The organism is Tardiphaga sp. 866_E4_N1_4, assembly GCF_052076075.1.
GTDB classification, from domain to species: domain Bacteria; phylum Pseudomonadota; class Alphaproteobacteria; order Rhizobiales; family Xanthobacteraceae; genus Tardiphaga; species Tardiphaga robiniae.
On record NZ_CP197242.1, the window covers coordinates 5,308,050 to 5,331,384 of the forward strand.

The following is a 23,335-nucleotide window of genomic DNA, read 5'->3' on the forward strand; positions in this document are numbered from 1 at the left end:
ACCCGTTTCTTCCCCTGTACAAGAATTAATCGTCGATTGTCGACAGTTTAATCTTGCGAGCTGCCATGCGATTGTGTTTCCTGCCCGCACCTTAAAAAAAGCCGGGAACCGCGCCTGTGAATATGCATGCAAACCTTACGCCGACCCTCGATGCCGCCAAGCAGGTTCGTATCGATCTTGCTGCGGCCTATCGTCTGATCCATCGCCTCGGCCTCGATGACAGCATTTACACGCATATTTCGGTGCGCGTCCCCGGCACCCAGGACCGCTTCCTGATCAATCCCTATGGCATGCGCTTCGAGGAAGTGACGGCCGGCAACCTCGTCACCGTCGACGTCGACGGTAAAGTTGTCGACGATCCGCTCGGCCTCGGTATCAATCCGGCCGGCTTCACCATTCACAGCGCCGTTCACGCCGCCCGTCACGATGCGCAGTGCGTGCTGCACACGCATACCGTTGCCGGCGTCGCAGTGTCGTGCCTGAAGGATGGTCTGCAGCCGCTGAACCAGTGGTCGATGCAGTTCACCGACCGCATCGCCTATCACGACTTCGAAGGTATCGCGCTGGACCTGTCCGAGCGTGAGCGCCTGGTCGCCGATCTCGGCGATAAGATGGTTCTCATCCTGCGCAACCACGGCCTGCTCACCTGTGGCCGCTCGGTCGGTGAGGCCTTCAAGCTGATGTTCAATATGGAGCGCTCCTGCCGCGCGCAGCTCGCGATTCTTTCAACCGGCGCAGAAGTCATTCGCCCGTCCCACGCCATTGCCGCACACACCGCCGGCCAGTATGACCGCGGTTACGACAAGGTGCATGGCACCGAAGGCGGCAAGCCGGACAGCGAGTGGGAAGCGTTCAAGCGCATGCTCGATCGCACGGACGCCGATTACAAGAATTGATCCGACTTCCGCTACACATCGTCAACTGATCTGGGTTACGTGCCAACCGGCACTAAGGGGAAAGATATGTTGAAGAAATTTGTATTGGCTTTGGCACTGAGCACCGTGAGTACAATGGCGCTCGCGCAGGAGCCGAAGATGGGCGGCACCATCAATGCGGTGATCCAGCCAGAGCCGCCGGGCCTGATGCTGGCACTCGTCCAGAACGGCCCGACCCAGATGGTCTCGGGCAATATCTATGAAGGCCTGCTGCGCTACAGCAAAACGCTGGAGCCGCAGCCGGGTCTCGCCGAGAGCTGGACCATCAGCCCGGATGCCAAGACCTACACGTTCAAGCTCAAGCAGGGCGTGACCTGGCACGACGGCAAGCCGTTCACCGCTGCCGACGTGCTGTTCTCCATCGAGACGCTCAAGGTCACCCATGCCCGTGCGCGCAACAACCTCGTGCAGCTCGACAAGGTCGAAGCGCCGGACGATTACACCGTCGTCTTCACGCTGAAGCAGCCCTTTGGCCCCTTCATCGGCATCTTCGAAGTCGGTTCGATGCCGATCATCCCGAAGCACATCTATGAGGGCAGCGACGTCAAGACCAATCCGGCGAACAACACGCCGATCGGGACCGGCCCGTTCATGTTCAAGGAATGGAAGAAGGGCTCGTTCATCCAGCTGGTGAAGAACCCCAACTACCACGTCCAGGGCAAGCCCTATATCGACGGCATCTACTGGCAGATCATTCCGGACGCCGCTGCGCGTTCGGTCGCCTACGAGACCGGCAAGGTCGATGTGCTGCCTGGCGGTTCGATCGAGAACTTCGACGTGCCGCGCGTGAGCAAGCTGCCGAATACCTGCGTCACCGGCGATGGCTGGGAATTCTTCTCGCCGATGGCCTGGATGTGGCTCAACAACCGCACCCCCGTGCTCGCCAACAAGAAGGTTCGTCAGGCGATCATGTATGCGGTGGACCGCGAGTTCGCCAAGGACGTGATCTGGAACGGTCTCGGCAAGGTGGCCACCGGTCCGTCGTCGTCGGCGATCAAGTTCTACACCGACAATGTGCCGAAATATCCCTACGATCCGGCCAAGGCCAAGGCGTTGCTGAAGGAAGCCGGCTACAAGGGCGAGAAGGTCCGCCTGATGCCGCTGCCTTACGGCGAGACGTGGTCGCGCTGGGGTGAAGCTGTGAAGCAGAATCTCGTCGACGTCGGCATGAATATCGAGACCATCGCCACCGACGTGCCTGGTTCGAACCAGAAGAACATGGAGTGGGATTACGATATCTCCTTCACCTATCTCTATCAGTACGGCGATCCGGCGCTCGGCGTTGGCCGTAACTACGTGACGAGCGCGATCCAGAAGGGCCAGCTGTTCAACAACCTTGAGGGCTATTCCAATCCTGAGGTCGACAAGCTGTTCGAAGAGGGCGCCGTCGCCACGCCGGATTCGAAGCGCAAGGAAATCTACGAGAAGGTCCAGAAGATCCTCGTCGAGGACGTCCCTGTGGCATGGCAGCTTGAACTGCAGTTCCCGACCATCACCAACTGCAAGATCAAGAACCTGATCACGACCGGTATCGGCGTCAATGACGGTTTCCGCGACGCCTGGATCGACAAGTAAGCTTTCAGCCTGATGCCCGTGACGATCCCTCGGATTGTCACGGGTTTTCTTTGTGTACTCTGACCTGAATGCGATGGACCTCTGATGCTGTCATTCGTTGCCCAGAGGATCGTGAAGGGCGTGTTCGTCCTGCTTGCGATCATCGTGATGAACTTCTTCCTGATCCGCCTTGCGCCCGGCGATCCCGCAGCGGTGATGGCCGGTGAGGCCGGCGCCAGCGATGAGCAATTCGTCCAGCAGCTGCGCGAAAAGTTCTCACTGGACAAACCGCTGCCGGAGCAGCTGTTCATTTACGTGAAGGGTGTCGTCACCCTCGACCTCGGTTTCTCGTTCCGCCAGCAGATGCCGGTCGCGAAGCTGATCGCCGAGCGTCTGCCGGCGACGCTGCTGCTGACGCTGACGGCGTTCGGCATATCGCTGTTACTGGGCATCACATTCGGTACGCTGGCCGCGAGATTTGCGGGGACATGGGCGGACACCGCCATCACTGTCTCCGCGCTGCTGTTCTATGCCACGCCGATCTTCTGGGTCGCGCTGATGTCGATCCTGCTGTTCTCGGTCTATCTCGGCTGGCTGCCGAGCTTCGGCTACGAGACCGTCGGTGGAAACTTTACCGGATGGGCACATGTGAAAGACGTGGCTCTGCATCTGGTGATGCCGGCCATGACCATCGGCCTGTTCTTCATGGCGACCTATACGCGCATGACGCGCGCCTCGATGCTTGAGGTCAAGCGGCTCGATTTCGTCAAGACGGCCCGCGCCAAGGGCCTGCGCGACAACATCATCCAGCGCCGCCACGTGCTGCGCAACGCGCTGCTGCCGGTGGTGACGCTGGCCGGCGTCCATTCCGGTACGTTGGTCGGCGGTGCCGTGCTCACCGAGACGGTGTTTGCATGGCCCGGCATTGGCAGGTTGCTCTATGAGGCGCTCTTGCAACGCGATTATAACCTTCTGCTCGGCGTCTTCGTGGTCTGCTCGGCGATGGTCCTGATCTTCAACCTCGTCACCGACCTCGTCTATCGGCTGGTCGATCCACGCATCGAGTTTGCATCATGAAGAAGTTCTGGAAATTGATGCTGCGCAATCCCGGCGGCGTTATCGGTCTGGTCATCATCACGCTTGCGATTTTCGTCGCGCTGTTCGGGCAAATGATCTTCCCGACCTCGCCCTGGCGGATGGTGCAGCGGCCGTTCCTGCCGCCCTTCACCAATCCCATGGTGACCCTCGGCACCGATGCGCTGGGCCGCGACGTGTTTGCCGGCCTGATCTATGGCGCTCGCGTGTCGCTGCTGGTCGGTCTCGTTTCGACCACCGTGGCGCTGACGATCGGCGTGCCGCTCGGCGCCATCGCCGGTTATTTCGGCGGCAAGGTCGACGACGCCCTGATGCGCTTCACCGAGTTCTTCCAGACCATTCCCAGCTTCCCGCTGGCCATTGTGCTGGTGGCGATCCTGCAGCCGTCGATCTATTCCATCGTCGGTTCCATCGCCATCGTCTCGTGGCCGCCGGTGGCGCGTCTGGTGCGCGGTGAGGTGCTGTCGCTGCGTACCCGCGAATATGTCCAGGCCGCCATCGTCACCGGCCAGAGTAATACCTGGATCATCTCGCGCGAGATTTTGCCGAATGCGCTGTCGCCGGTGATCGTGCTGGCGTCGCTGATGGTCGCCAATGCGATTCTGCTGGAATCCTCGCTGTCGTTCCTCGGCCTTGGCGATCCCAACCTGATGTCCTGGGGCTATATGGTCGGCGCGGGCCGGACGGTGATCCGTCAGGCCTGGTGGATCACGGTCTTCCCCGGGGTCGCCATCCTGATTTCGGTGCTCGGCATGAACCTGATCGGCGAAGGCCTCAACGACGCGCTCAATCCGCGCCTGGCGAAGGATAGCCGCTGATGACCCAAGTGCCGTCTAAAGCGCCCGCCGTTTCCATCAAGAACCTCAAGATTGCTTTGCCGAAGAGCGCCGAACGTCCCTATGCGGTCGATGGCGTGTCCATCGATCTCATTCCCGGCGAGATCGTTTGCGTCGTCGGCGAATCCGGTTCCGGCAAGTCCATGTGCGCCCATGCGCTGATGGGACTGTTGCCGGATACGGTGAAGACCGAGACCGGCGAAGTTCTGTTCGAAGGCCAGAATCTCCTGAAGCTCGACGAAAGCGGCTGGCGCGAAGTGCGCGGCCGCGGCATCGCCATGGTGTTCCAGGAGCCGATGACGGCGCTCAATCCTCTGATGCGGATTGGCGAGCAGATGATGGAAATGTTCGAGGCGCATAATCTTTTGACGCCGAAGGAGCGCCGCGCCAAGGCCCTCAGCCTCGCCAAGGAAGTCGGTCTGCCCGATCCAGAGCGCATCATCCGCGCCTATCCGCACCAGCTCTCCGGTGGTCAGCGCCAGCGTGCGATGATCGCCATGGCACTTGCGCTCGAACCATCAGTGCTCGTCGCCGACGAGCCGACCACGGCACTCGACGTCACTACCCAGGCTCAGATCCTCAAGCTGATCCGCAATCTGCAGCGCAGCCGCAACATGGCGGTGATGTTCATCACCCACGACTTCGGCGTCGTCGCCGATATCGCTGACCGCGTCGTGGTGCTGCGTCATGGCAAGATCGTCGAGGAAGGCTCGATCGACGCCGTCTTCAGGAATCCGCAGCACGATTACACCAAGGCTCTGCTGGCTGCCGTGCCTTCGATGCACCCGCCGGTGCGCGCGTCGCTGGATGAAAATGCGAAGGCTGTCGAGGTCATCGGCCTCGACAAGACCTATGTGACCTCGGGCGGCTGGTTCAAGCCGGATCGCCGCGTGCAGGCGGCGAACGAAGTCACGTTCTCGATCATGCAGGGTGAGACCGTCGGTCTCGTTGGCGAGTCCGGTTCGGGCAAATCGTCAGTGGCGCGTCTGGTGATGCGGCTGATCGAAGCCGACCGCGGCACCGTGCGCATCGGGGATATCGATCTCACGGCACTCGAAGGCAAGGCGCTGCGCGCGCAGCGCCACCGCATCCAGATGATCTTTCAGGACCCGTTCGCCTCGCTCAATCCGCGTCGCCGGGTCGGCCAGATCATCACCGATGGCCCGATCGCCCGCGGCACCGATCCGAAGGTCGCGATGCAGCGTGCGCGTGATCTGCTGGGAATGGTCGGCCTCGATGCCGGTTCGCTCGACCGCTATCCGCATGAATTCTCCGGCGGCCAGCGCCAGCGTCTCGGCATCGCCCGCGCGCTTGCGATGGATCCGGAGATCATCGTCGCCGACGAAGCCGTCTCCGCGCTCGACGTCTCCGTGCAGGCGCAGGTGCTGAAGCTGCTGGAAGACCTCAAGGCCCGCCTTGGTCTGTCGATGCTGTTCATCACCCACGACCTTCGTGTCGCCGCACAGATCTGCGATCGCATCGCGGTGATGCAGCGCGGTGTGATCGTCGAGCTGAAGCCGACGGCGCAACTGTTTGCGGCGCCGGAACATCCCTACACCCGCGAATTGCTCGGCGCCGTCCCCGGCCAGAGTTCGCCATCCCAGGCCGCCTGACCTTATGCCGACGTCTCCCGTGACTTGTGTTTTCCTGAGCAGGACCATCAACCTGCGCAAATACCTGACCAACGAAATCGCCCGGCTCGACGGCAAGGTGAATTTTGTCGACCATCTCGACGGCACCGATCCCGCTAAAATCGACATGGCGGTGAGCTGGCATCCGCATGCCGACGGGTTCGATCACTATCCGAACCTGAAGGCAGCGTGTTCCATCGGCGCCGGCGCCGACAGCATCCTGAACTGTCCGAGCCTGCGCGACGGCATCGACGTGGTGCGCGTGGTCGAGCCGGCACAGGCGCAGATGATGTCGGGCTTCGTGATCTGGAACGTGATCTATCACCAGCGCCAGTTCGGGACGTATCTGCAGAACCAGCGCGATCACGTGTGGAAGCGCCTCGGTGGCGGGCGCCGCCCGTCCGAGGTTCCGATCGGCATTCTCGGCTACGGCGCCATCGGCGCGCGCGTCGCGTCCGATCTGGCGATGCTCGGCTTTCCCGTCAGGGTCTGGAGCCGCTCGGCCAAGCCGACGACACCCGGCGTGACCGGCTTCCACGGCAGCGATGGGCTCGATGCGATGCTCGCGGGCTCTGAGGTGCTGGTGAACCTGCTGCCGCTCACCGAGGAAACCCGCGGCATCCTCGATGCAAGCCTGTTCGCCAAGCTGCCGCGCGGCAGTTATCTCATTCAGGTCGGCCGCGGCGAGCACTCCGTTGAGCAGGATATCCTCGATGCGCTCGCCGGCGGGCAGCTCTCCGGCGCGACACTCGATGTCTTCCACACCGAACCGCTGCCCAAGGACCATCCGTTCTGGTCGCATCCGCAGATCGTGCTGACGCCGCACGACGCCTGCGAAGTCACGATGACCGCGATCGGCGATACCATCCTTGCCACGGCAGAAGCCGTGCAGGCCGGTGTGCGGCCGAAGGATTCGTTGGATCGCAGCCGGGGGTATTAGATGGACGGAGCGGCTTGCTTCCCTCGCCCCGCCCGGCGAAGCGAAGCTTCGCTAAGCGGGGAGAGGGTGGCGTGACAAGCGAAGCTTGTCGCGACGGGTGAGGGGGAGCTAGCGAGTAGAACACTAGCTCCCCCTCACCCGAAGCCTCGCTAGCCGCTCGGCTCCGACCTCTCCCCGCAAGCGGGGCGAGGTTAAGAAAGCGACTACTCCACCGCCAATCCCGTCATCGCCGCCGACGCTTCCAGCCAGTGCAGGAAACTGCCGGCCATGCTGCGCGCGACCGCGATGTGGAAAGTTGGCGCCTCGTCGACCTTCCACAGCGTCACGCCCATATGTGCGATCTGCGTGACGGCAACACTGCCGGCGGGAAACGCGATGGCGCTGAGATCTATGGCGACGCCCTTGGCGAGCACGTCGAGCAGGGCCGGCCCGGTTAGCCGCAGCAATCCGACGCCATCGGACTGATCGACGACGGAGGCGAGGCCATCGAGCTGCTGCGCAAGGCTATCGACGAAACGCGGTGTGCCCGCATCGTGGGTCACCAGCCAGCGGCCGGGACCGGTGCCGAGAAACGAGGTCGCGTCGCTGCCGGAGCCGTGCGGTCCCAGTGGCAGATTGATATCGAACTGTTCCTTCACGGCAGCAGCGAGCGCGGCACTCTGGCCTTTGCGCGCCATCACGGTGGCAATGGCGATGCCGCGACGTTCCCTGGCGATGACGCCGCGGCCATCGCCGATGGATCGCAAGCCGGCAAATGCGGAGACGTAAGCGAGATCAAGCACGCAGCCGCGCTCCTTCTGTATCGACGAAGACGGGATCTACGACTTCGAGCTCATAGTCGCCGGAGCGTACCGGATCCCAGGCGCGGATGATCTCGCCATGCCGTTCCGGCCCGCGGGCCAGCAGGCCAAGGCCGATCCAGTGATTGTTGCCCGGGCTAAAGGCTGTCGAGGTGATGAAGCCGGCATTGTTGTCCGGCGCAGGCGTCACGCCGCGCGCGAACAGCAATGCGCCATTACGCAAACGATGGCTGCGATCGACCGGCCGCAGGCCGACCAGCGTCGGCCGATCCGGATCGATCAGCGCCTCACGTGCGGCCATGGTGCGGCCGATATAGTCCTTCTTCACCGACGTCATCCGTCCGAGCCCGAGATCGCGGGCCACGGTCTGGCCGTTGAGTTCGGAGCCGGCGAGATGACCCTTTTCGATCCGCATCACTGATAGCGCCTCGGTGCCATAGGGCACGACGTCGAACGCCTTGCCGGCCTGTATCAGCGCGTTGAACAGCGCTTCGCCATAGCCCGCTGGCACAGCGATCTCATAAGCGAGCTCGCCGGAGAACGAGACGCGGAACAACCGCAGCGGAACGGTGCCGACGTGGAATTCAGCACAGGCCAGATACGGGAAGGCCTCATTGGAGACATCAAAGGCATCGCCGAGCAGCGCCTGCAGCAGCTCGCGCGACTTAGGCCCGGCGACGGCAACTTGTGCCCATTGTTCGGTCACCGAGACCATCTGCACGTCGAGTTCGGGCCACAGCACCTGATGGCAGTATTCCAGATGCTGCATCACCTTGCCGGCATTTACGGTGGTGGTGGTCATTACATAATGATCGGCGGAGAGCCGCGCGGTGGTGCCGTCATCCATCACGAAGCCGTCCTCGCGCAGCATCACGCCGTAGCGCACCTTGCCGATGGGCAGCGTCGAGAAGGTGTTGATATAGACGCGGTCGAGGAACGTGCCGACATCCGATCCGCACAGCGCGATCTTGCCGAGGGTCGAGACATCGCAGATGCCGACGCTGGAGCGCACCGCCTTCACCTCGCGGGTGACGCTCTGCAACCAGTCGCTCTCACCGGGCGCGTTGAACCATTGCGCGCGCATCCATTGGCCGGCTTCAACGAAGGTGGCGCCCGCCGCAGCGGAGGCCGCGTGGCTCGCCGTCAGCCGCGTCGGCTTGAAATGCTTGCCGCTGTGCAGACCCGCAAAAGCACCGATGGCGACCGGCACATGCGGCGGGCGTGCCCGCGTCGCGCCGGTTTCGGCGATGGTCTTCCTGATCTCGCCGGCGAGGATCGCCAAGCCGTTGACATTGGATGTCTTGCCTTGATCGGTCGCCATGCCCAAAGTCGTGTAGCGCTTGAGCTGCTCGACCGAACGGAAGCCCTCCTGCGCAGCGAGAGCAACATCGGTCGCGGTGACATCGTTCTGCAGGTCAACGAACGCCTTGCGGCGCGATCCCTTAAACAGCCAGACCGGATTGTTACCGGACGCCTCGTCGCTGGCGGTGATGGGCTTCTGCGTCTGCAGGCCGACGCCGACATGCGAAGCAGCTTTTGCTCCGGCCAGTGTACCGCTCTCCAATGCCCGCGCCAGCGTCCATTGCGCGGCTGCGGCGCCCGCGATCTGCATGCCGGGCGGCATGTCGTTGCAGAGAAATGCGGATTTCTCCTCCGACCAGTTGCCCTTGCCGCCCAGATGCGTGGCGATGCCGATGCTCGGCGACCAGCCGCCGGAAACGCCAAGCGTGTCCGCAGCCACGCTGCGGGTCTTGCCCGCACTGTCGGTGATCTCGATCGTCGTCAGCCTGCGATAGCCTGACGTGTCGGAGACATGCGCGCGGAGAAACTGCGGTGCATTGCCTGCGAGTTTGCGCACCTCAGGCGAAACCTCCGTCCGTGCATCGACCACAACAGCGATCTCGGCGCCGGCCGCTTGCAAGTCGAACGCACTGCGCCAGCCATCGTCCGATGTGGTGAAGATCGCAACGCGTTGGCCCTGCACCACGCCGAAGCGGTTGGCGTAAGTGCGCAATGCCGACGCCAGCATGATGCCGGGCCGGTCATTGCCGGGAAATACAAGCGGTCGTTCCTGTGCGCCAGCGGCGAGCACACACTGTTTGGCGACGACCTTCCACAGCCGCTGACGCGGCATGAATGGCGGTGGCACCGGCAGGTGATCGCTGACGCGCTCGATGGCGCCATATTCGCCGTCATAGGCGCCGAACACGGCCGTGCGCTTGAGGATGCGGACATTCGGCAGTGTGCCGAGTTCGGCTTCCGCCAGCGCTGCCCATGAGGCCGCTGAGATGCCATCGATCTGCGCGGTGTCGCTCAGAAGGCGCCCGCCGAGCACGAAATCTTCTTCTGCCACGATCACGCGCGCCCCGGCGCGTCCCGCCGCAAGTGCGGCGGCGAGGCCTGCCGGGCCGGCGCCGATCACCAGCAGGTCACAGAAGGCGTACGATTTTTCGTAAGTGTCGGGATCGTCGAGGCCGCTGAGTGCGCCGAGGCCCGCCGAGGCACGGATGGCGGGCTCGTAGAATTTCTCCCAGAACGCCGCCGGCCACATGAAGGTCTTGTAGTAGAATCCGGCATTCAGCAGCGGGCCGGCGAGCTGATGCACGGCGCGCAGATCGAAATTCGGCGACGGCCAGCAATTCTGGCTCGATGCGTCCAGGCCATCAAACAGCTCGACCGTGGTGGCCTTGGTGTTTGGTTCGGCGCGCGCGCCCGAGCGCAGCGTCACCAGCGCATTCGGCTCTTCGGGCCCAGCGGAGAAGATGCCGCGCGGCCGGTGATATTTGAACGACCGGCCGACCAGCATCGTGTCATTGGCGAGCAGCGCCGACGCCAGCGTATCGCCGGCATAGCCGCCATAGGTCTTGCCGTCGAAGGTGAAATTGATCGGCTTGGACCGGTCGATCAGCCCACTGGATGCGAGACGACGCGAGATGCTCATGATGCAGCCTCATCATGGGCCAGCACGGCGTCGATCACCTCATGCGTCGAGACGTTGCGCGTCACCGTCAGCCAGGCATGACAGCCGGCGGCGTGATACCAATATTCCCTGTGAACGCCGACTGGATTGTCGCGCAGATAGACATAGTCGAACATCGCATCCGCACTCTCGGGCGCGGGCCGTGTCAGCGCGGCATCGCCGGAATAGAAAAACTCCGAGGCGTCGCGGGATCCGCAATAAGGGCAGGGGATGCGCATGGGGGCCTCAATGCAGGTTCGGTTGGGCGCCCTGGCCCTTTTCGTCGACGATGTGGCCGCTACGGAAGCGACCCAGCAGCAGACGATTGGCGGCGGGATGCGGCTCGTCCTTCGCCAGCAGATGCGCGAAGACGAAGCCCGAGCCCGGCGTCGCCTTGAAGCCGCCATAGCACCAGCCGGCATTAAGATAGAGTCCTTTGACGTGGGTGCGGTCGATGATCGGCGAGCCGTCCATCGACATGTCGACGAGGCCGCCCCAGTTGCGCAGCATCCGCGCGCGGCCGATCGCCGGCATCAGGGCCATGCCGCCTTCGCAGACATCCTCGACCACAGGCAGATTGCCGCGCTGAGCATAGGAGTTGTAGCCGTCGATATCGCCGCCAAACACCAGGCCGCCCTTGTCGGACTGGCTGATGTAAAAGTGCCCGGCGCCGAAGGTGATGACGCCGGGAATGAAAGGCTTCAGTCCCTCGGAGACGAAGGCCTGCAGCACATGACTTTCGATCGGCAGCCGCATCCCGGCCATCGCCGCAACGCGCGACGACGAGCCGGCGACGGCAATGCCGATCTTCTTGGCCTTGATCGCGCCGCGCGAGGTCTGCACGCCCACCACGCGACCGTCGACGATGTCGATCCCCGTGACCTCGCAATTCTGGATCACGTCGACGCCGCGATCGCTGGCGCCGCGGGCATAGCCCCAGGCGACGGCATCATGGCGCACGGTGCCGCCGCGCTTCTGCAAGAGGCCGCCCTGGATCGGAAACCGCGCGGCGTCGAAATTCAGGAACGGATAGAGTTTGCGCACGCCCTCACGGTCCAGCAGCTCGGAATCGGCGCCGTTCAGCCGCATCATGTTGCCGCGCCGGGCATAGGCGTCGCGCTGGCCGTCGGAGTGATAGAGGTTCAATACGCCGCGCTGGCTGACCATGGCGTTGTAGTTGAAGTCCTGCTCGAGGCCTTCCCACAGTTTCAGCGACAGCTCATAGAGCGAGATGTTTTCCGAGAGCAGATAGTTGGACCGGATGATGGTGGTGTTGCGGCCGATATTGCCTGACCCGATCCAGCTCTTCTCGAGGACGGCGATGTTCGTGAGGCCGTACTCTTTCGCCAGATAATAGGCCGTCGCCAGCCCATGGCCGCCGCCGCCGACGATGATGATGTCGTATTCGGGCTTCGGCGCAGCATCGCGCCATTGCGGCGTCCAGCCTTTGTGGCCGGTGAGGGTTTGCCTGAGCAGGGACGTCAGCGAATAGCGCATGGAAAATCCGGGTGGCGATCAGGCCCGGAGTGTCGCGTATTTCGGGGATCGGCACCAGTCCATGTGCGACATTCAGAAGCCCATTAGCGACATCGTGAGATGATGCCGTTTAGCGTGCCAGCCAGAAGCCGCCCACCACCAGGATCATGGCCAGCAGGCTGATGACCCCGAGCACGGCCGCAGTGATGGCCAGCAGGCCGTGGGAGTCGAGCCATCCGCGTAATGCCTTTTCCATGGTGCTGAAACTCTCCCGGTGATTTGAGTTTATCGTTGCAGGCTGGCACCGTATCAAACACTTCAGGCGCCGTCGTCTCGGACGGTTTCGCCATATTGAAGAATTGACATGCTTGAGGAAGTGACATGGACAATCTGAACACGCAGGGCATTTCAGTGCCGAAGCTCGGCCTCGGCACGTTCAAGCTCACGGGCGACGGCGGCGTCGCCGGCGTGGAAAGCGCCATCGGCCTCGGTTATCGCCACATCGACACCGCCGAAATGTATGGCAACGAGGCGGAAGTCGGCGCCGGCATCAAGGCCTCGGGCATCGCGCGCAAGGACCTGCATGTCACCACCAAGGTCTGGCACGAGAACCTCGCGCCGGATGCCATCAGGCGCGCCTTCGACACCAGCCTGAAGAAGCTCGGACTCGATGTCATCGATCTTTATCTGGTGCACTGGCCCTCGAAGGGCATGAATCTCCCGACGATCTTCGAGACGTTGCTGAAGCTGAAGGATGAGGGCCGCGTTCGCGCCATCGGCGTCGCGAATTTCCCGGTCAAGCTGATGAAGCAGGCGGTGGAGGAGATCGGCGCGCCGGTCGCCTGCAATCAGGTCGAATATCATGCGCTGCTCGACCAGACGAAGCTGCTGACCTATCTGCGGTCGAAGTCGATCCCGCTGGTGGCCTATTGTCCGCTCGGCCAGGGCCGGCTGGCCGACAACGATGTGATGAAAAAGATCGCCGCCAAGCACGGCGTGTCAGCGGCGCAGGTCGCATTGAAATGGTTGCTCGATCAGGACGGCGTCGCGGCGATCCCCAAGGCGTCGCGCAAGGAAAGCCAGCAGGCCAATCTCGATGCGCTGAAGGTCACGCTGGACGACGACGACCGCAAGGCGATCGCAGCACTGCCGAAGACGCAGCGGCTGGTCAATCCGGGTTTCGCGCCGGATTGGGATTGATCTTTCTTCCCCTCTCCCCCGCGAAGCGCAGCTTCGCGGGGGGAGAGGGTGCCTGAGCGAAGCGAAGGCGGGAGAGGGGCGCCACAACGTACGGAGCCTGTGGCGCTCCCTCTCCCGTCTCGAACCGCTGCGCGGTTCGATCCACCCTCTCCCGCTGCGCGCTGCTTTGCCGCGCTGGGGGAGAGGGGAAGGAAGCTCCACATCACCCGTGACTGTGCCCCTTCTTCTTCCCCTCCGCCTTCTTCCCCGTCGGCATCATCACCACCCGCCCATACTTCACGCCGCGCTCCGCAATGATGTGATCGGCAAAGTGCTGCACTTCGCTGCCGGAGCCGCGCAGCGCCGTGACTTCCATGCAGTTGTCGCCGTCGAGATGCACATGCAGCGTCGCCAGCGAGAGGTCATGGTGATGGTGATAGGTGTCGACCAGCCGGCGTGACAGATCGCGCTGGGCGTGATCATAGACATAGACTAGGGCGGCCACGCATTCGCCGGCCTTGCCCTTTTCCTGCGCGGCCTGCTGCATGCCGGCACGGGCGAAATCGCGGATCGCTTCGGAGCGGTTCTGATAGCCGTGTTCGGCGATCATCGCATCCAGCTCTTCCATCAGGTCGTCATCGAGCGTGATCGTAATGCGCTGCATCGGCCCTCTCAAAAGTATGACGAATCTTTGACTTTGTCATACTTGGCATGTCAGTGTGTTCCGGTTGAACCCAGCATAGCCCGGCCGACTGACCGATGCATCGCTCTCTCTTTTCATCGGCCGGAATCTCGCTGGCCTCGTCGCTCGCAGCCGTCACGCTGTCGGTTGCGCAGCCGGCGACAGTGCTGTCGCCGGTCGAAGTCGAGGCGCCGCCGGGGCCTGCGGTCAAACCACGTGTACCGCGCAGCGGGAATGAGGCGGGCCGCCCGGCGGCACGCCATGTTGCCGCACCGACGTTGGGGGCCGGCGGCATGAGTGTCACGCCCGGTGCCAGTGCAGCGCAGGCGCTGGTCGCCTCTGCCAGCGAGAAGACTGTCAGCGGCGCCGAGATCAATGCACGTCCTCTGTCGCGTCCCGCCGAAGCGCTGGAAGTCGCGCCCGGCCTGATCGTCACCCAGCATTCGGGCGAGGGCAAAGCCAACCAGTATTTCCTGCGCGGCGTGAATCTTGATCACGGCACGGATCTGGCGATCTCCATCGACGGCATGCCGGTGAACATGCGCACCCATGGTCACGGCCAGGGCTATGCCGATACAAATTTTGTGATCCCCGAGCTGATCAATTCAGTCAACGTCCGCAAGGGACCGTATTTCGCCGATGAAGGCGACTTCTCGTCCGTGGGTGCGATCCATGTCAGCCTGATCGACAGCGTCGCGCGCACCATGGCGTCGATCACATCAGGAAGTTTCGGTTACAACCGGGCCTTTGGCGTGACGTCGGGCAAAGTCGGCGAAGGCACGCTGCTGGTGGCCGCTGAGGCCAATATCTATAACGGCCCGTGGGACAATCCCGACAAGCTCCAGAAGCTCAATGGCGTGATCCGCTACATCCAGGGCACCGCCGACAATGGTTTGTCGCTGACCGGTATGGCCTATGGCAACAAGTGGAATTCCACCGATCAGGTGCCGCTGCGCGCAATCACTTCCGGCGAGATCGGCCGCTATGGCGCGCTCGATCCCAGCGATGGCGGCAATTCGGAGCGTTTCTCGCTGTCCGGCCGTCTCCGGCAAACCGATCTCGACAGCGCAACCAAACTCGATTTCTACGTCATCAAGAGCAAGCTCAATCTGTGGAACAACTTCACGTTCTTCCTGAGCGATCCCGTCAATGGCGACCAGTTTCACCAATATGACGACCGCGTGCTCGGCGGCATCAATGCCTCGCATACATTCAAGTACAGTATCGCAGGCTTCCGCAACGAAACCGAGGTCGGCATCCAGAGCCGCTACGACGATATCAATGTCAGTCTCGGCAACACCATTCAGCGGCTATATCTCTCCACCGCGCGCAACGATGGCGTGAAGGAGGGTAGCGTCGGCGTGTTCGTGCAGAACACTACCTTCTGGACCGACTGGCTGCGCACCAATATCGGCTGGCGCGGCGACTATTACGACACCACGGTCAATTCGTTCTTCAATCCGGTGAACTCCGGCAGCGCCACGGCGACCATCGGCAGCCCCAAGGCAGGTCTCGTGCTCGGTCCTTTCGCCAGGACCGAACTGTTCCTGAATGCCGGCGAGGGTTTTCACAGCAACGATGCGCGCGGTGTGACCATCAAGGATTCGCCGAGCGACGGATCGCCGGTCGATAGCTCGCCGTTCCTGGTCAAGACAAAGGGCGCGGAGATTGGATTGCGCACCAGGCTCATTCCAGGGCTGACCAGCTCGATCGCGCTCTTCATGCTGGATTCCGCCTCCGAGATCCTGTTCGTCGGTGATGCTGGTGACACTGAAGCGAGTCGTCCCAGCCGCCGCGTCGGCTTCGAATGGACCAACGACTACAAGCCCACGTCATGGTTGAGTCTTGAAGCCGATCTCGCAATGACCCGCGCGCGCTTCCGCGGCAGCAATGCCGATCACGCGGCGGCCTATGCGGAGCTGGATGGCTATCCAGCCTCGCAGATCGGCAACGCGCCCGGCAATTTCATTCCCGGCGCGCCCAACATGATCGCCTCGGCTGGCATCAGGCTGGGCGAGGCGACCGGCTGGTTTGGCGCCTTGCGCTATCGTTATTTCGGCCCGCGTCCGCTGACTGAAGACGCGGCCTTCATCTCGCCAGCCACGGGTCTGCTCAACGGGCAGGTTGGTTACCGCTTCGATAATGGCTGGCGCATCCAGCTCGATGCCTTCAACATTCTCGATAGCAAGTCGGACCAGATCACCTATGCCTATGGCTCGCTGCTGAAATCGGATTCGCTGTTCGCCATGTGCTTCCCGGGCGGCGGCGGGGCGCCGACGGCGCCTGCCGCGGTGTGCCAGACCGGCATCATGGACCGCGTGCTGCATCCGGTCGAGCCGCTGGCACTGCGGGTGACGGCGGCCGGCCGGTTCTGATCTCGCGGTTCTGACTTTGCCGCAGCGCAGCTTGCCTATTCCAGAAGGCGGTAGCATCATCCCTCCCAATGAAAAGAGGCAGGGAGGCGTTGATGCTCGCACGGGTTCGTTCCGTTTCGCGCCGTTGGCTATTCACGCGTGCCAGCGCCGGTTTGAAGGCGCTGCTGGCGATCGTCTCGCTCCCGTTAGCAACAGGGCTCATCATGTCATCGGCCAGTGCCGCCACCTACGTCTATGTCGGTAATGCCGACAGCCAGAACATCAGCATTCTCGAATTGAAGGCGAATGGCAGTCTCGCTGCGATCGATACCGTGGCGGTGCCGGGGCCGGCGAAGCCGGGCGGCTCGCTGCCGCTGGCCATCAGCCCCGAGAAGCACCGGCTCTATGCCGGTTTGCGCAACGAGCCCTACACGGCGGTGACCTTCGATATCGATGCCAAAACTGGAAAACTGAAACTTGTCGGCCCCGGGCCACTGGCCGATTCCATGGCCTATATCGCCGTCGATCGCACCGGGCGCTTCCTGCTCAGCGCGTCCTATGGCGGCAACAAGGTGACGGTGAACGCCATCGGGCCCAATGGCGTGATCGCGCCGGCACAGCAGGTCGTCGCCACCGAACCGAACGCGCACTGCATTATCGTCGACCCCACCAATCGCTATGTGCTGCATACGAGCCTCGGCGGCGATGTCATCTATCAGCAGAAATTCGATGCCAAGGCGGGAAAGCTGACGCCGAACGATCCGCCGACCGTGAGCGTGAAGGCGAAAGGTGGCCCTCGCCATCTGGTGTTCTCGCCGGACAAGAAGTTCGTCTATCTGCTCAACGAGCTCGATGCGGCGATCTATGTGTTTCCATGGGACGCTGCCACCGGCACGCTGAAGAAGGAAACGCAGGTCGCCTCCGCGCTGCCCAAGGGCTTTGACGGCAAGCCCTGGGCGGCGGATATCCATCTGACACCCGACGGCAAGTTTCTCTATGCGTCGGAGCGCACCAGCAACACGATCGCTGCGTTCCGTGTCGATCCCAAAACCGGCGCGCTGACATCGCTTGGCTCCACCGCGACGGAGAAGCAGCCGCGCGGCTTCAATATCGATCCGTCAGGACGCTATCTGCTGGTGGTCGGGCAGCTATCGAACAGCATGACGACCTATGCCATCGACAAGGCGACGGGCAGCCTGACCAAGCTGAGCGAAACACCCGTGGGCAAGAATCCGAACTGGGTCGAGATCGTGAATCTGCCGTAAGGACTGTCTCACTTCGATCCGACGCACCGTCCTCTGGCTGCCTCTCTCCGCAATGCGGGGAGAGGGGTGGGGTGAGGGGCGTGGGCACGTCGATGCCGCAGAGCTTTTCTCTCGTGTCCGGCGCGATCCAATCGTCGCTTGATTGTTGTGAGTGTGTGCCCTGCCCCTCACCCGCCGCGAAGACGCGGCGACCTCTCCCCGCAATGCGGGGAGAGGTTAAGCAGCCATCCGATAACTCCCACTGATGACCGGGTCGCCGTCCGTCAGCACCAGGCCGCGGGCGACGAGATCTTCCAGATGCGCCAGCACCGAATAGCCGGCGGCACCCGTCAGGCGTGGATCTAGCCCGATATAGATCGCGCGCACGATGGTGGGGATATCCGCTTCGCCCTTGCCGAGACGATGCAGGATCGAGGCTTCGCGGGCGCGGCGGTGGCGAATGAGAAAGCGGACATAGCGCTGCGCGTCGGGAATGTCCGGGCCGTGGCCGGAGAAATACAGGTCCTCGTCGCGCGCCGCGAGTTTGTCGAGTGAGGCCATGTAGTCGATCATCGAGCCATCGGGCGGCGCGACGATGGAGGTCGACCAGCCCATCACATGATCGGCGACAAAGAGATATTTTTTCTCGCGCCAGGCAAAGGCCATGTGGTTGGCGGTGTGGCCCGGCGTCGCCACGCCTTCCAGCGCCCAGCCGTCGCCTTCGATCACGTCGCCGTCGGCGACCAGTACGTCCGGCTTGAAGTCCCGGTCGGCGCCTGACTCCGGCGAGTGTTTTTCGCTCTCGAAGCGCGGCCGCGAGGCGCGGTGCGGGCCTTCGGCGTAGACCGTGGCGCCGGTGGCGGCCTTGAGCGCCGCGGTATTCGGCGAATGGTCGCTATGGGTATGGGTGACGAGAATATGCGTCACCGTTTCGCCCTTCACCGCATCGAGCAGCGCCTGCAGATGCGCGTCATTGGCCGGGCCGGGATCGATGATCGCGACCTTGCCGGTGCCGACGATATAGCTGTTGGTTCCGGTAAAGGTGAAAGGCGAGGGGTTATTACAGAGAACCCGGCGCACGTTTGGGCGGACCTGATCGACGACGCCGGGCTTGAGCGGATAATCGCGATTGAACGGAACGTCGTCGTTAGCGCCGTTATCCTTGTCGCTCATGGTCGGTCCTTCCCAGCATGTTCTTGGCCTGTGATGACTAGCAACATGATCAGGGAAATCAAACCACGACAATTCGCTGCAGCCATGCGCTGAAGCCGCTAGGCGTCCAACTCTAGCCGTGGCCCGTCCCGAACATCAGCGACCGATGCGCGCCGACCCCGGCCATCGCGCCATCGCCCACCGCAAGCGCCACGGAGCCCGTCGCGCGCGCCATGTCACCGCAGGCGAACACGCCGGAGACGGTGGTTTCCTTGAACATGTCGGTCTGCAGGAACGGTCCCATCGGCCCGTCTTCCATGGCACAGCCGAGCTGTGCGCCGAGCGGCGACGCCGGGCTGGTGCGCGTCAGCGTGAACATGCCATCGAGCGGAACGACGCGGCCATCCGTGAGTTCGACATCGATGGATGCGCCTGACAATCGCCTGATCGGTTCGCGCTCGATAGTGACGCCGCGTTGCATCAGTTGCGTGATTTGCTCAGCGTCCGGCGTGAACGCGCCGTTGAGAAACAGCGTCGTCGATCCCCAGTCCGGCAGCATCAAGGCGTGATGCATCGACATCTCCGACGAGGCCAGCACGCCGATGCGACCCTGGTCGAGTTCATAGCCATGGCAATACGGGCAGTGAAACACATGCTTGCCCCAGCGCTCGGCGAGACCGGGGACATCTGGCAGTGCATCGACCACGCCGGCAGCGAGGATGATGCGCCGGGCCCCGTATTGCGCGCCGCTCTCGGTGCTGACACTGAAAGCGTTCGTTTCGCCTTCACTCGTTGTGGCTTTCGCATCAACCCACGCGACCGTAGGATATTTCATCAACTGCGCGCGGGCGTCTGCAGCGATCGCGCCCGGCGGACGCCCGTCCTGACCGAGAAAGCCGTGGGAGTGTTCAGCGAAGCGATTACGGCGCTGGCCGGAATCCATCACCAGGATCTTGCGGCGCGCCCGCGCCAATTGCAGCGCTGCGGAGAGGCCGGCATAGCTGCCGCCGATGACGATGGCATCGAAACTCATTTTGTCTTCCTTGAAATCTTGCTCTGAATTTTGCTGCGATGATCCTCCGCCCGCGCGTGAAAATCCGCGGCGAGCTGCGCCAACGTGACATCCGCAAGGCGGCCGATCAGCACGGCTTCTGCTTCTGCAAAGGCCGATGTGAGCGAGTGATTGACGGCCTGCTCGACAAGGCAGGTCGGGCTTTCCAGATGAATACCCATGGCCATCAGGCTGGGCTTGCCCAGCGCGTCGTAGATGTCCTTCAGCGTCACGGTTGCGAGGGCGCGCGCGATCTCCCAGCCGCCGCCATGGCCCTTTTCGGAGCGCACGAGGCCCGCTTCGCGCAGCCCCGCCATGGTGCGGCGGACGACCACTGCATTGGTGGTCATGCACATGGCCAGTTCGGCCGAGGTCATCGGGCGGTTCTGCTCGGCCATGTGCAGCAGCGCATGCAGCGTGGCCGAGAGGCGGTTGTCTCGTCTCATGTAACTTATGATGATACATGAAAAGGCAAGCGTCAACCCTCTGTCATTCCGGGGCGGGGCCGACGCCGCAGGCGGCGGGACCGAGCCCGGAATCTCGACATGGGAGTCTCCGTAGCCAAACACTCCGGGATTCCAGGTTCGCGTCCGGCAAGAGCCGGCCACGCCCCGGAATGACGGAAGTATGGCCAAATAAAAAATGCCCGGCGCGAGGCCGGGCATTTCGAAGCTTTGAAATCTGAAGCGTAGGCGCTTAACCGAAGGCCTGGATACCCGTGATCGCACGTCCCAAGATCAGCGCGTGCACGTCGTGGGTGCCTTCATAGGTGTTCACGGTCTCCAGGTTCTGCGCATGGCGCATCACATGGTATTCGGCCTGGATGCCGTTGCCGCCGTGCATGTCGCGGGCCATGCGGGCGATATCCAGCGACTTGCCGCAATTGTTGCGCTTCACCACCGAGATCATGTCCGGATGGAAATTGCCTTCGTCCATCAGACGGCCGACGCGCAAGCTGCCCTGCAAGCCGAGCGAGATTTCGGTCAGCATGTCGGCAAGCTTCTTCTGTACCAGCTGGGTAGCCGCGAGCGGGCGGTTGAACTGCTTGCGGTCCAGCGTGTACTGGCGGGCGCGGGCCATGCAGTCCTCGGCGGCGCCGAGCACGCCCCAGGAGATGCCGTAGCGGGCGCGGTTGAGGCAGCCGAACGGACCCTTCAGGCCCGAGACGTTGGGCAGCAGATTCTCTTCCGGCACGATCACGCCGTCCATGACGATTTCGCCGGTGATCGAAGCGCGCAGCGAGAGCTTGCCGCCAATCTTCGGCGCCGTGAGGCCCTTCATGCCCTTCTCGAGAATGAAGCCGCGGATCTGGTTGTCATGCGCGGCGGACTTCGCCCAGACCACGAACACGTCGGCGATCGGGGCGTTGGAGATCCACATCTTGGAGCCCGAGAGCTTGTAGCCGTCCGACACCTTCTCGGCGCGGGTCTTCATGCCGCCGGGATCGGAGCCGGCATCGGGCTCGGTCAGGCCGAAGCAGCCGACCCACTCGCCGGTGGCGAGCTTGGGCAGGTATTTCTTGCGCTGGTTCTCGTCGCCGTAAGCGTAGATCGGATACATCACCAGCGACGACTGCACCGAGTTCATCGAGCGGTAGCCCGAGTCGACGCGCTCGATTTCGCGGGCCACGAGGCCGTAGGCGACATAGCTGGCATTGGCGCAGCCATAATCTTCCGGCAGCGTGATGCCGATCAGGCCGAGCTCGCCCATCTCGTTGAAGATTTCGCGGTCGGTATGCTCATTGAGATAAGCGTCGTTGACGCGCGGCAGCAGCTTGTCCTGGGCGTAAGCGCGCGCGGTGTCGCGGATCATGCGCTCGTCTTCGGTGAGCTGGCTATCGAGCAGGAACGCATCGTCCCACTGGAAACTTGCAGCGGCGGGCTTGTCCTTTGCCTTGGGGGCAACGCTCATCGAAATCCCTTTCACATCATGGCTGAGTAATGCGCATTGGCTGCGCGTGTTCTGGTCGCAAGCGCTGTTTCGCTCAACAGGGTGCCGTCTCAGGCGGCACCCGCGCATTGCGTGCTACGGCATTTTAGGTCTTTGAACTATCGCCATCAAGCTGTTCGTTGCAGGCGATCTCGATGCCGAAACCCGACAGGCCCTTGTAGTCATGGGTCGACGAGGTCAGGTGGCGGATCGAGGTGACGCCGAGATCGCGCAGGATCTGTGCACCGACGCCGATTTCACGCCACTGCCGGTTGCGGTCGGCTTCCGCCGACTTCGGCGCATCGAGCGGCTCGACGGGCACGCCCGCGGCGCCGTCGCGCAGATAGACGAGCACGCCGCTGCCGTTCTTCTTGAAGCGTTCCAGCACGGGCTGCATCTTGGCCGGGCCGAAAAACACGTCGCGCACGATGTTCGGCTTGTGGAAGCGCGTCAGCACGTTCTTGCCGTCGCCGACGCTGCCGTAAACGAAGGCAACATGGTGGATCGGATCGAAGGGCGAGCGATAGGAATAGCCGTGCAGCGGGCCGATCGGACTGTCGGTGGTGAAGGTCGAGACGCGCTCGATCAGCTTCTCGCGGGCCTGACGATAGGCGATCATGTCAGCGATCGTGACATGCTTGAGCTTGTGCTTGGCCGCGAAGTCGACGACCTGCTGGCCCTTCATCACCGAGCCATCGTCGTTCATCAATTCGCTGATGACGCCGACGGGCGCGAGATTGGCCAGCTTGCACAGATCGACGGCGGCTTCGGTATGGCCGGAGCGCATCAGCACGCCGCCCTCACGCGCGATCAGCGGGAAGATGTGACCGGGGCGGGCGAAGTCATTGGCGCCGGCATTCGGATTGGCCAGTGCGCGGCAGCAGGAGGCGCGCTCATCGGCGGAAATACCGGTACCGCCATCGGGCTTGTAGTCGATGGAGACGGTAAAGGCGGTGGTGTGGTTGCTATCGTTGTTGACGACCATCGGATCGAGCCGCAAGCGGCGCGCATCCTCGGTGGTGATCGGCGCGCAGACGATGCCGGAGGTGTGCCGGATGATGAAGGCCATCTTCTCGGCGGTACAGAACGACGCGGCGACGATGAGATCGCCTTCGCCCTCGCGGTCGTCATCGTCGGTCACCACGACCATTTCGCCGGCGGCAAAGGCTTGCAGAACGTCTGAAATCGGGTCGGCCATAAAATTCGCCTCGGATGCACTCTTGCTCTGTGTGAAGTCCATATGGCGCAGAGCGGGGGGCGGTGCAACCCGCGGAAATGGGGGGCGGTATGCGGGTTCGCAGTGCGGAATGGGGAGTTTGCCTTCTCCCCGCTTGCGGGGAGAAGGTGGCCCGAGCATGCGAAGCATGATCGGGTCGGATGAGGGGGACGTTCCACGAACTGATGAGTGGATGGAAAGTCCCCCTCACCCGCCGCGAAGACGCGGCGACCTTGTAACTTGCCAGCCGCCGGATCTGCTAAGTTGTGCGGAGCGGTGGCAGGCGGGAGACCGAGTGACCT

Annotated in this window: 20 protein-coding genes; 9 read left to right on the forward strand and 11 right to left on the reverse strand. The window is 62.9% G+C overall.

Annotation, left to right across the window (positions count from 1 at the left end; all coding sequences use genetic code 11):
• Positions 1-122 precede the first annotated feature (122 nt).
• The 6 genes from AB8B20_RS25570 (at position 123) to AB8B20_RS25595 (ending at position 6,991) form a co-directional block, all read left to right on the forward strand.
• Complete coding sequence (locus AB8B20_RS25570) at positions 123-896, forward strand: class II aldolase/adducin family protein (RefSeq protein ID WP_093759488.1); 774 nt, start codon at positions 123-125, stop codon at positions 894-896.
• Positions 897-962: 66 nt separating this feature from the next.
• A complete protein-coding gene (locus AB8B20_RS25575; protein ID WP_439073168.1) occupies positions 963-2,510 on the forward strand; it encodes an ABC transporter substrate-binding protein in 1,548 nt (515 codons plus the stop codon).
• An 84-nt stretch (positions 2,511-2,594) separates the two neighbouring features.
• Positions 2,595-3,566, forward strand: coding sequence for an ABC transporter permease (locus AB8B20_RS25580; RefSeq protein WP_120288470.1), 972 nt, complete (start codon positions 2,595-2,597; stop codon positions 3,564-3,566).
• Complete coding sequence (locus AB8B20_RS25585) at positions 3,563-4,402, forward strand: ABC transporter permease (RefSeq protein WP_093759485.1); 840 nt, start codon at positions 3,563-3,565, stop codon at positions 4,400-4,402. The genes AB8B20_RS25580 and AB8B20_RS25585 overlap by 4 nt, the downstream gene beginning before the upstream one ends.
• Positions 4,402-6,033, forward strand: coding sequence for an ABC transporter ATP-binding protein (locus AB8B20_RS25590; RefSeq protein WP_439073167.1), 1,632 nt, complete (start codon positions 4,402-4,404; stop codon positions 6,031-6,033). Before AB8B20_RS25585 ends, AB8B20_RS25590 begins: the two co-directional genes overlap by 1 nt.
• 19 nt (positions 6,034-6,052) lie before the next feature.
• The gene (locus tag AB8B20_RS25595; RefSeq protein ID WP_439073166.1) at positions 6,053-6,991 is read left to right on the forward strand and encodes a 2-hydroxyacid dehydrogenase; all 939 of its coding nucleotides are present in this window, start codon (positions 6,053-6,055) and stop codon (positions 6,989-6,991) included.
• Between the two features lie 203 nt (positions 6,992-7,194).
• Here AB8B20_RS25595 and AB8B20_RS25600 read toward each other — a convergent pair whose 3' ends face one another.
• The 5 genes from AB8B20_RS25600 to AB8B20_RS25620 form a co-directional block, all read right to left on the reverse strand.
• Positions 7,195-7,773: a sarcosine oxidase subunit gamma gene (locus AB8B20_RS25600; protein ID WP_439073165.1), complete on the reverse strand. Its 579-nt coding sequence runs from the start codon at positions 7,771-7,773 to the stop codon at positions 7,195-7,197.
• A complete protein-coding gene (locus AB8B20_RS25605; protein ID WP_439073164.1) occupies positions 7,766-10,732 on the reverse strand; it encodes a sarcosine oxidase subunit alpha family protein in 2,967 nt (988 codons plus the stop codon). The genes AB8B20_RS25600 and AB8B20_RS25605 overlap by 8 nt, the downstream gene beginning before the upstream one ends.
• Positions 10,729-10,989 (reverse strand): sarcosine oxidase subunit delta, encoded by a 261-nt coding sequence (locus AB8B20_RS25610; protein ID WP_439073163.1) that lies wholly within the window; start codon positions 10,987-10,989, stop codon positions 10,729-10,731. The genes AB8B20_RS25605 and AB8B20_RS25610 overlap by 4 nt, the downstream gene beginning before the upstream one ends.
• A gap of 7 nt (positions 10,990-10,996) precedes the next feature.
• Positions 10,997-12,247, reverse strand: coding sequence for a sarcosine oxidase subunit beta family protein (locus AB8B20_RS25615; protein WP_439073162.1), 1,251 nt, complete (start codon positions 12,245-12,247; stop codon positions 10,997-10,999).
• 109 nt (positions 12,248-12,356) lie between these two features.
• Positions 12,357-12,482: a hypothetical protein gene (locus AB8B20_RS25620; protein ID WP_256461202.1), complete on the reverse strand. Its 126-nt coding sequence runs from the start codon at positions 12,480-12,482 to the stop codon at positions 12,357-12,359.
• Between the two features lie 125 nt (positions 12,483-12,607).
• On the opposite strand from AB8B20_RS25620, the gene AB8B20_RS25625 reads away from it, so the two are divergent.
• A complete protein-coding gene (locus AB8B20_RS25625) occupies positions 12,608-13,426 on the forward strand; it encodes an aldo/keto reductase (RefSeq protein ID WP_439073161.1) in 819 nt (272 codons plus the stop codon).
• Positions 13,427-13,628: 202 nt separating this feature from the next.
• Here the strand turns inward: AB8B20_RS25625 and nikR are convergent, their stop codons facing one another.
• A complete protein-coding gene (gene nikR / locus AB8B20_RS25630; protein ID WP_320446859.1) occupies positions 13,629-14,069 on the reverse strand; it encodes a nickel-responsive transcriptional regulator NikR in 441 nt (146 codons plus the stop codon).
• Between the two features lie 95 nt (positions 14,070-14,164).
• Here nikR and AB8B20_RS25635 point away from each other — a divergent pair, with 95 nt between their 5' ends.
• Complete coding sequence (locus AB8B20_RS25635; RefSeq protein ID WP_439073160.1) at positions 14,165-16,462, forward strand: TonB-dependent receptor domain-containing protein; 2,298 nt, start codon at positions 14,165-14,167, stop codon at positions 16,460-16,462.
• 92 nt (positions 16,463-16,554) lie between these two features.
• Positions 16,555-17,706, forward strand: coding sequence for a lactonase family protein (locus AB8B20_RS25640; protein ID WP_439073159.1), 1,152 nt, complete (start codon positions 16,555-16,557; stop codon positions 17,704-17,706).
• Between the two features lie 216 nt (positions 17,707-17,922).
• Here the strand turns inward: AB8B20_RS25640 and AB8B20_RS25645 are convergent, their stop codons facing one another.
• The 5 genes from AB8B20_RS25645 to ribB all read right to left on the reverse strand — a co-directional run bounded on the left by AB8B20_RS25645 (position 17,923) and on the right by ribB (position 23,015).
• Positions 17,923-18,858 carry an MBL fold metallo-hydrolase gene (locus tag AB8B20_RS25645; RefSeq protein WP_175368810.1) on the reverse strand — a complete coding sequence of 312 codons (936 nt, stop codon included), beginning with the start codon at positions 18,856-18,858 and terminating at the stop codon, positions 17,923-17,925.
• A gap of 112 nt (positions 18,859-18,970) precedes the next feature.
• Positions 18,971-19,870, reverse strand: a complete 900-nt coding sequence (locus AB8B20_RS25650; RefSeq protein WP_439073158.1) for an NAD(P)/FAD-dependent oxidoreductase — start codon at positions 19,868-19,870, stop codon at positions 18,971-18,973.
• Entirely contained in the window at positions 19,867-20,334 is a 468-nt protein-coding gene (locus AB8B20_RS25655) for an RrF2 family transcriptional regulator (RefSeq protein WP_439073157.1), read from the reverse strand. The genes AB8B20_RS25650 and AB8B20_RS25655 overlap by 4 nt, the downstream gene beginning before the upstream one ends.
• 250 nt (positions 20,335-20,584) lie before the next feature.
• Positions 20,585-21,799 (reverse strand): acyl-CoA dehydrogenase, encoded by a 1,215-nt coding sequence (locus AB8B20_RS25660; protein ID WP_120288483.1) that lies wholly within the window; start codon positions 21,797-21,799, stop codon positions 20,585-20,587.
• Between the two features lie 124 nt (positions 21,800-21,923).
• Positions 21,924-23,015, reverse strand: coding sequence for a 3,4-dihydroxy-2-butanone-4-phosphate synthase (ribB, locus tag AB8B20_RS25665; protein ID WP_089263618.1), 1,092 nt, complete (start codon positions 23,013-23,015; stop codon positions 21,924-21,926).
• Between the last annotated feature and the right edge of the window lie 320 nt (positions 23,016-23,335).

Coding starts and splice junctions, on each gene's coding strand:
- AB8B20_RS25570 (WP_093759488.1), top strand. CDS start 123: ATGCATGCAAACCTTACGCCGACCCTCGATGCCGCCAAGCAGGTTCGT.
- AB8B20_RS25575 (WP_439073168.1), top strand. CDS start 963: ATGTTGAAGAAATTTGTATTGGCTTTGGCACTGAGCACCGTGAGTACA.
- AB8B20_RS25580 (WP_120288470.1), top strand. CDS start 2,595: ATGCTGTCATTCGTTGCCCAGAGGATCGTGAAGGGCGTGTTCGTCCTG.
- AB8B20_RS25585 (WP_093759485.1), top strand. CDS start 3,563: ATGAAGAAGTTCTGGAAATTGATGCTGCGCAATCCCGGCGGCGTTATC.
- AB8B20_RS25590 (WP_439073167.1), top strand. CDS start 4,402: ATGACCCAAGTGCCGTCTAAAGCGCCCGCCGTTTCCATCAAGAACCTC.
- AB8B20_RS25605 (WP_439073164.1), bottom strand. CDS start 10,732: ATGAGCATCTCGCGTCGTCTCGCATCCAGTGGGCTGATCGACCGGTCC.
- AB8B20_RS25610 (WP_439073163.1), bottom strand. CDS start 10,989: ATGCGCATCCCCTGCCCTTATTGCGGATCCCGCGACGCCTCGGAGTTT.
- AB8B20_RS25615 (WP_439073162.1), bottom strand. CDS start 12,247: ATGCGCTATTCGCTGACGTCCCTGCTCAGGCAAACCCTCACCGGCCAC.
- AB8B20_RS25620 (WP_256461202.1), bottom strand. CDS start 12,482: ATGGAAAAGGCATTACGCGGATGGCTCGACTCCCACGGCCTGCTGGCC.
- AB8B20_RS25625 (WP_439073161.1), top strand. CDS start 12,608: ATGGACAATCTGAACACGCAGGGCATTTCAGTGCCGAAGCTCGGCCTC.
- nikR (WP_320446859.1), bottom strand. CDS start 14,069: ATGCAGCGCATTACGATCACGCTCGATGACGACCTGATGGAAGAGCTG.
- AB8B20_RS25635 (WP_439073160.1), top strand. CDS start 14,165: ATGCATCGCTCTCTCTTTTCATCGGCCGGAATCTCGCTGGCCTCGTCG.
- AB8B20_RS25640 (WP_439073159.1), top strand. CDS start 16,555: ATGCTCGCACGGGTTCGTTCCGTTTCGCGCCGTTGGCTATTCACGCGT.
- AB8B20_RS25645 (WP_175368810.1), bottom strand. CDS start 18,858: ATGAGCGACAAGGATAACGGCGCTAACGACGACGTTCCGTTCAATCGC.
- AB8B20_RS25650 (WP_439073158.1), bottom strand. CDS start 19,870: ATGAGTTTCGATGCCATCGTCATCGGCGGCAGCTATGCCGGCCTCTCC.
- AB8B20_RS25655 (WP_439073157.1), bottom strand. CDS start 20,334: ATGAGACGAGACAACCGCCTCTCGGCCACGCTGCATGCGCTGCTGCAC.
- AB8B20_RS25660 (WP_120288483.1), bottom strand. CDS start 21,799: ATGAGCGTTGCCCCCAAGGCAAAGGACAAGCCCGCCGCTGCAAGTTTC.
- ribB (WP_089263618.1), bottom strand. CDS start 23,015: ATGGCCGACCCGATTTCAGACGTTCTGCAAGCCTTTGCCGCCGGCGAA.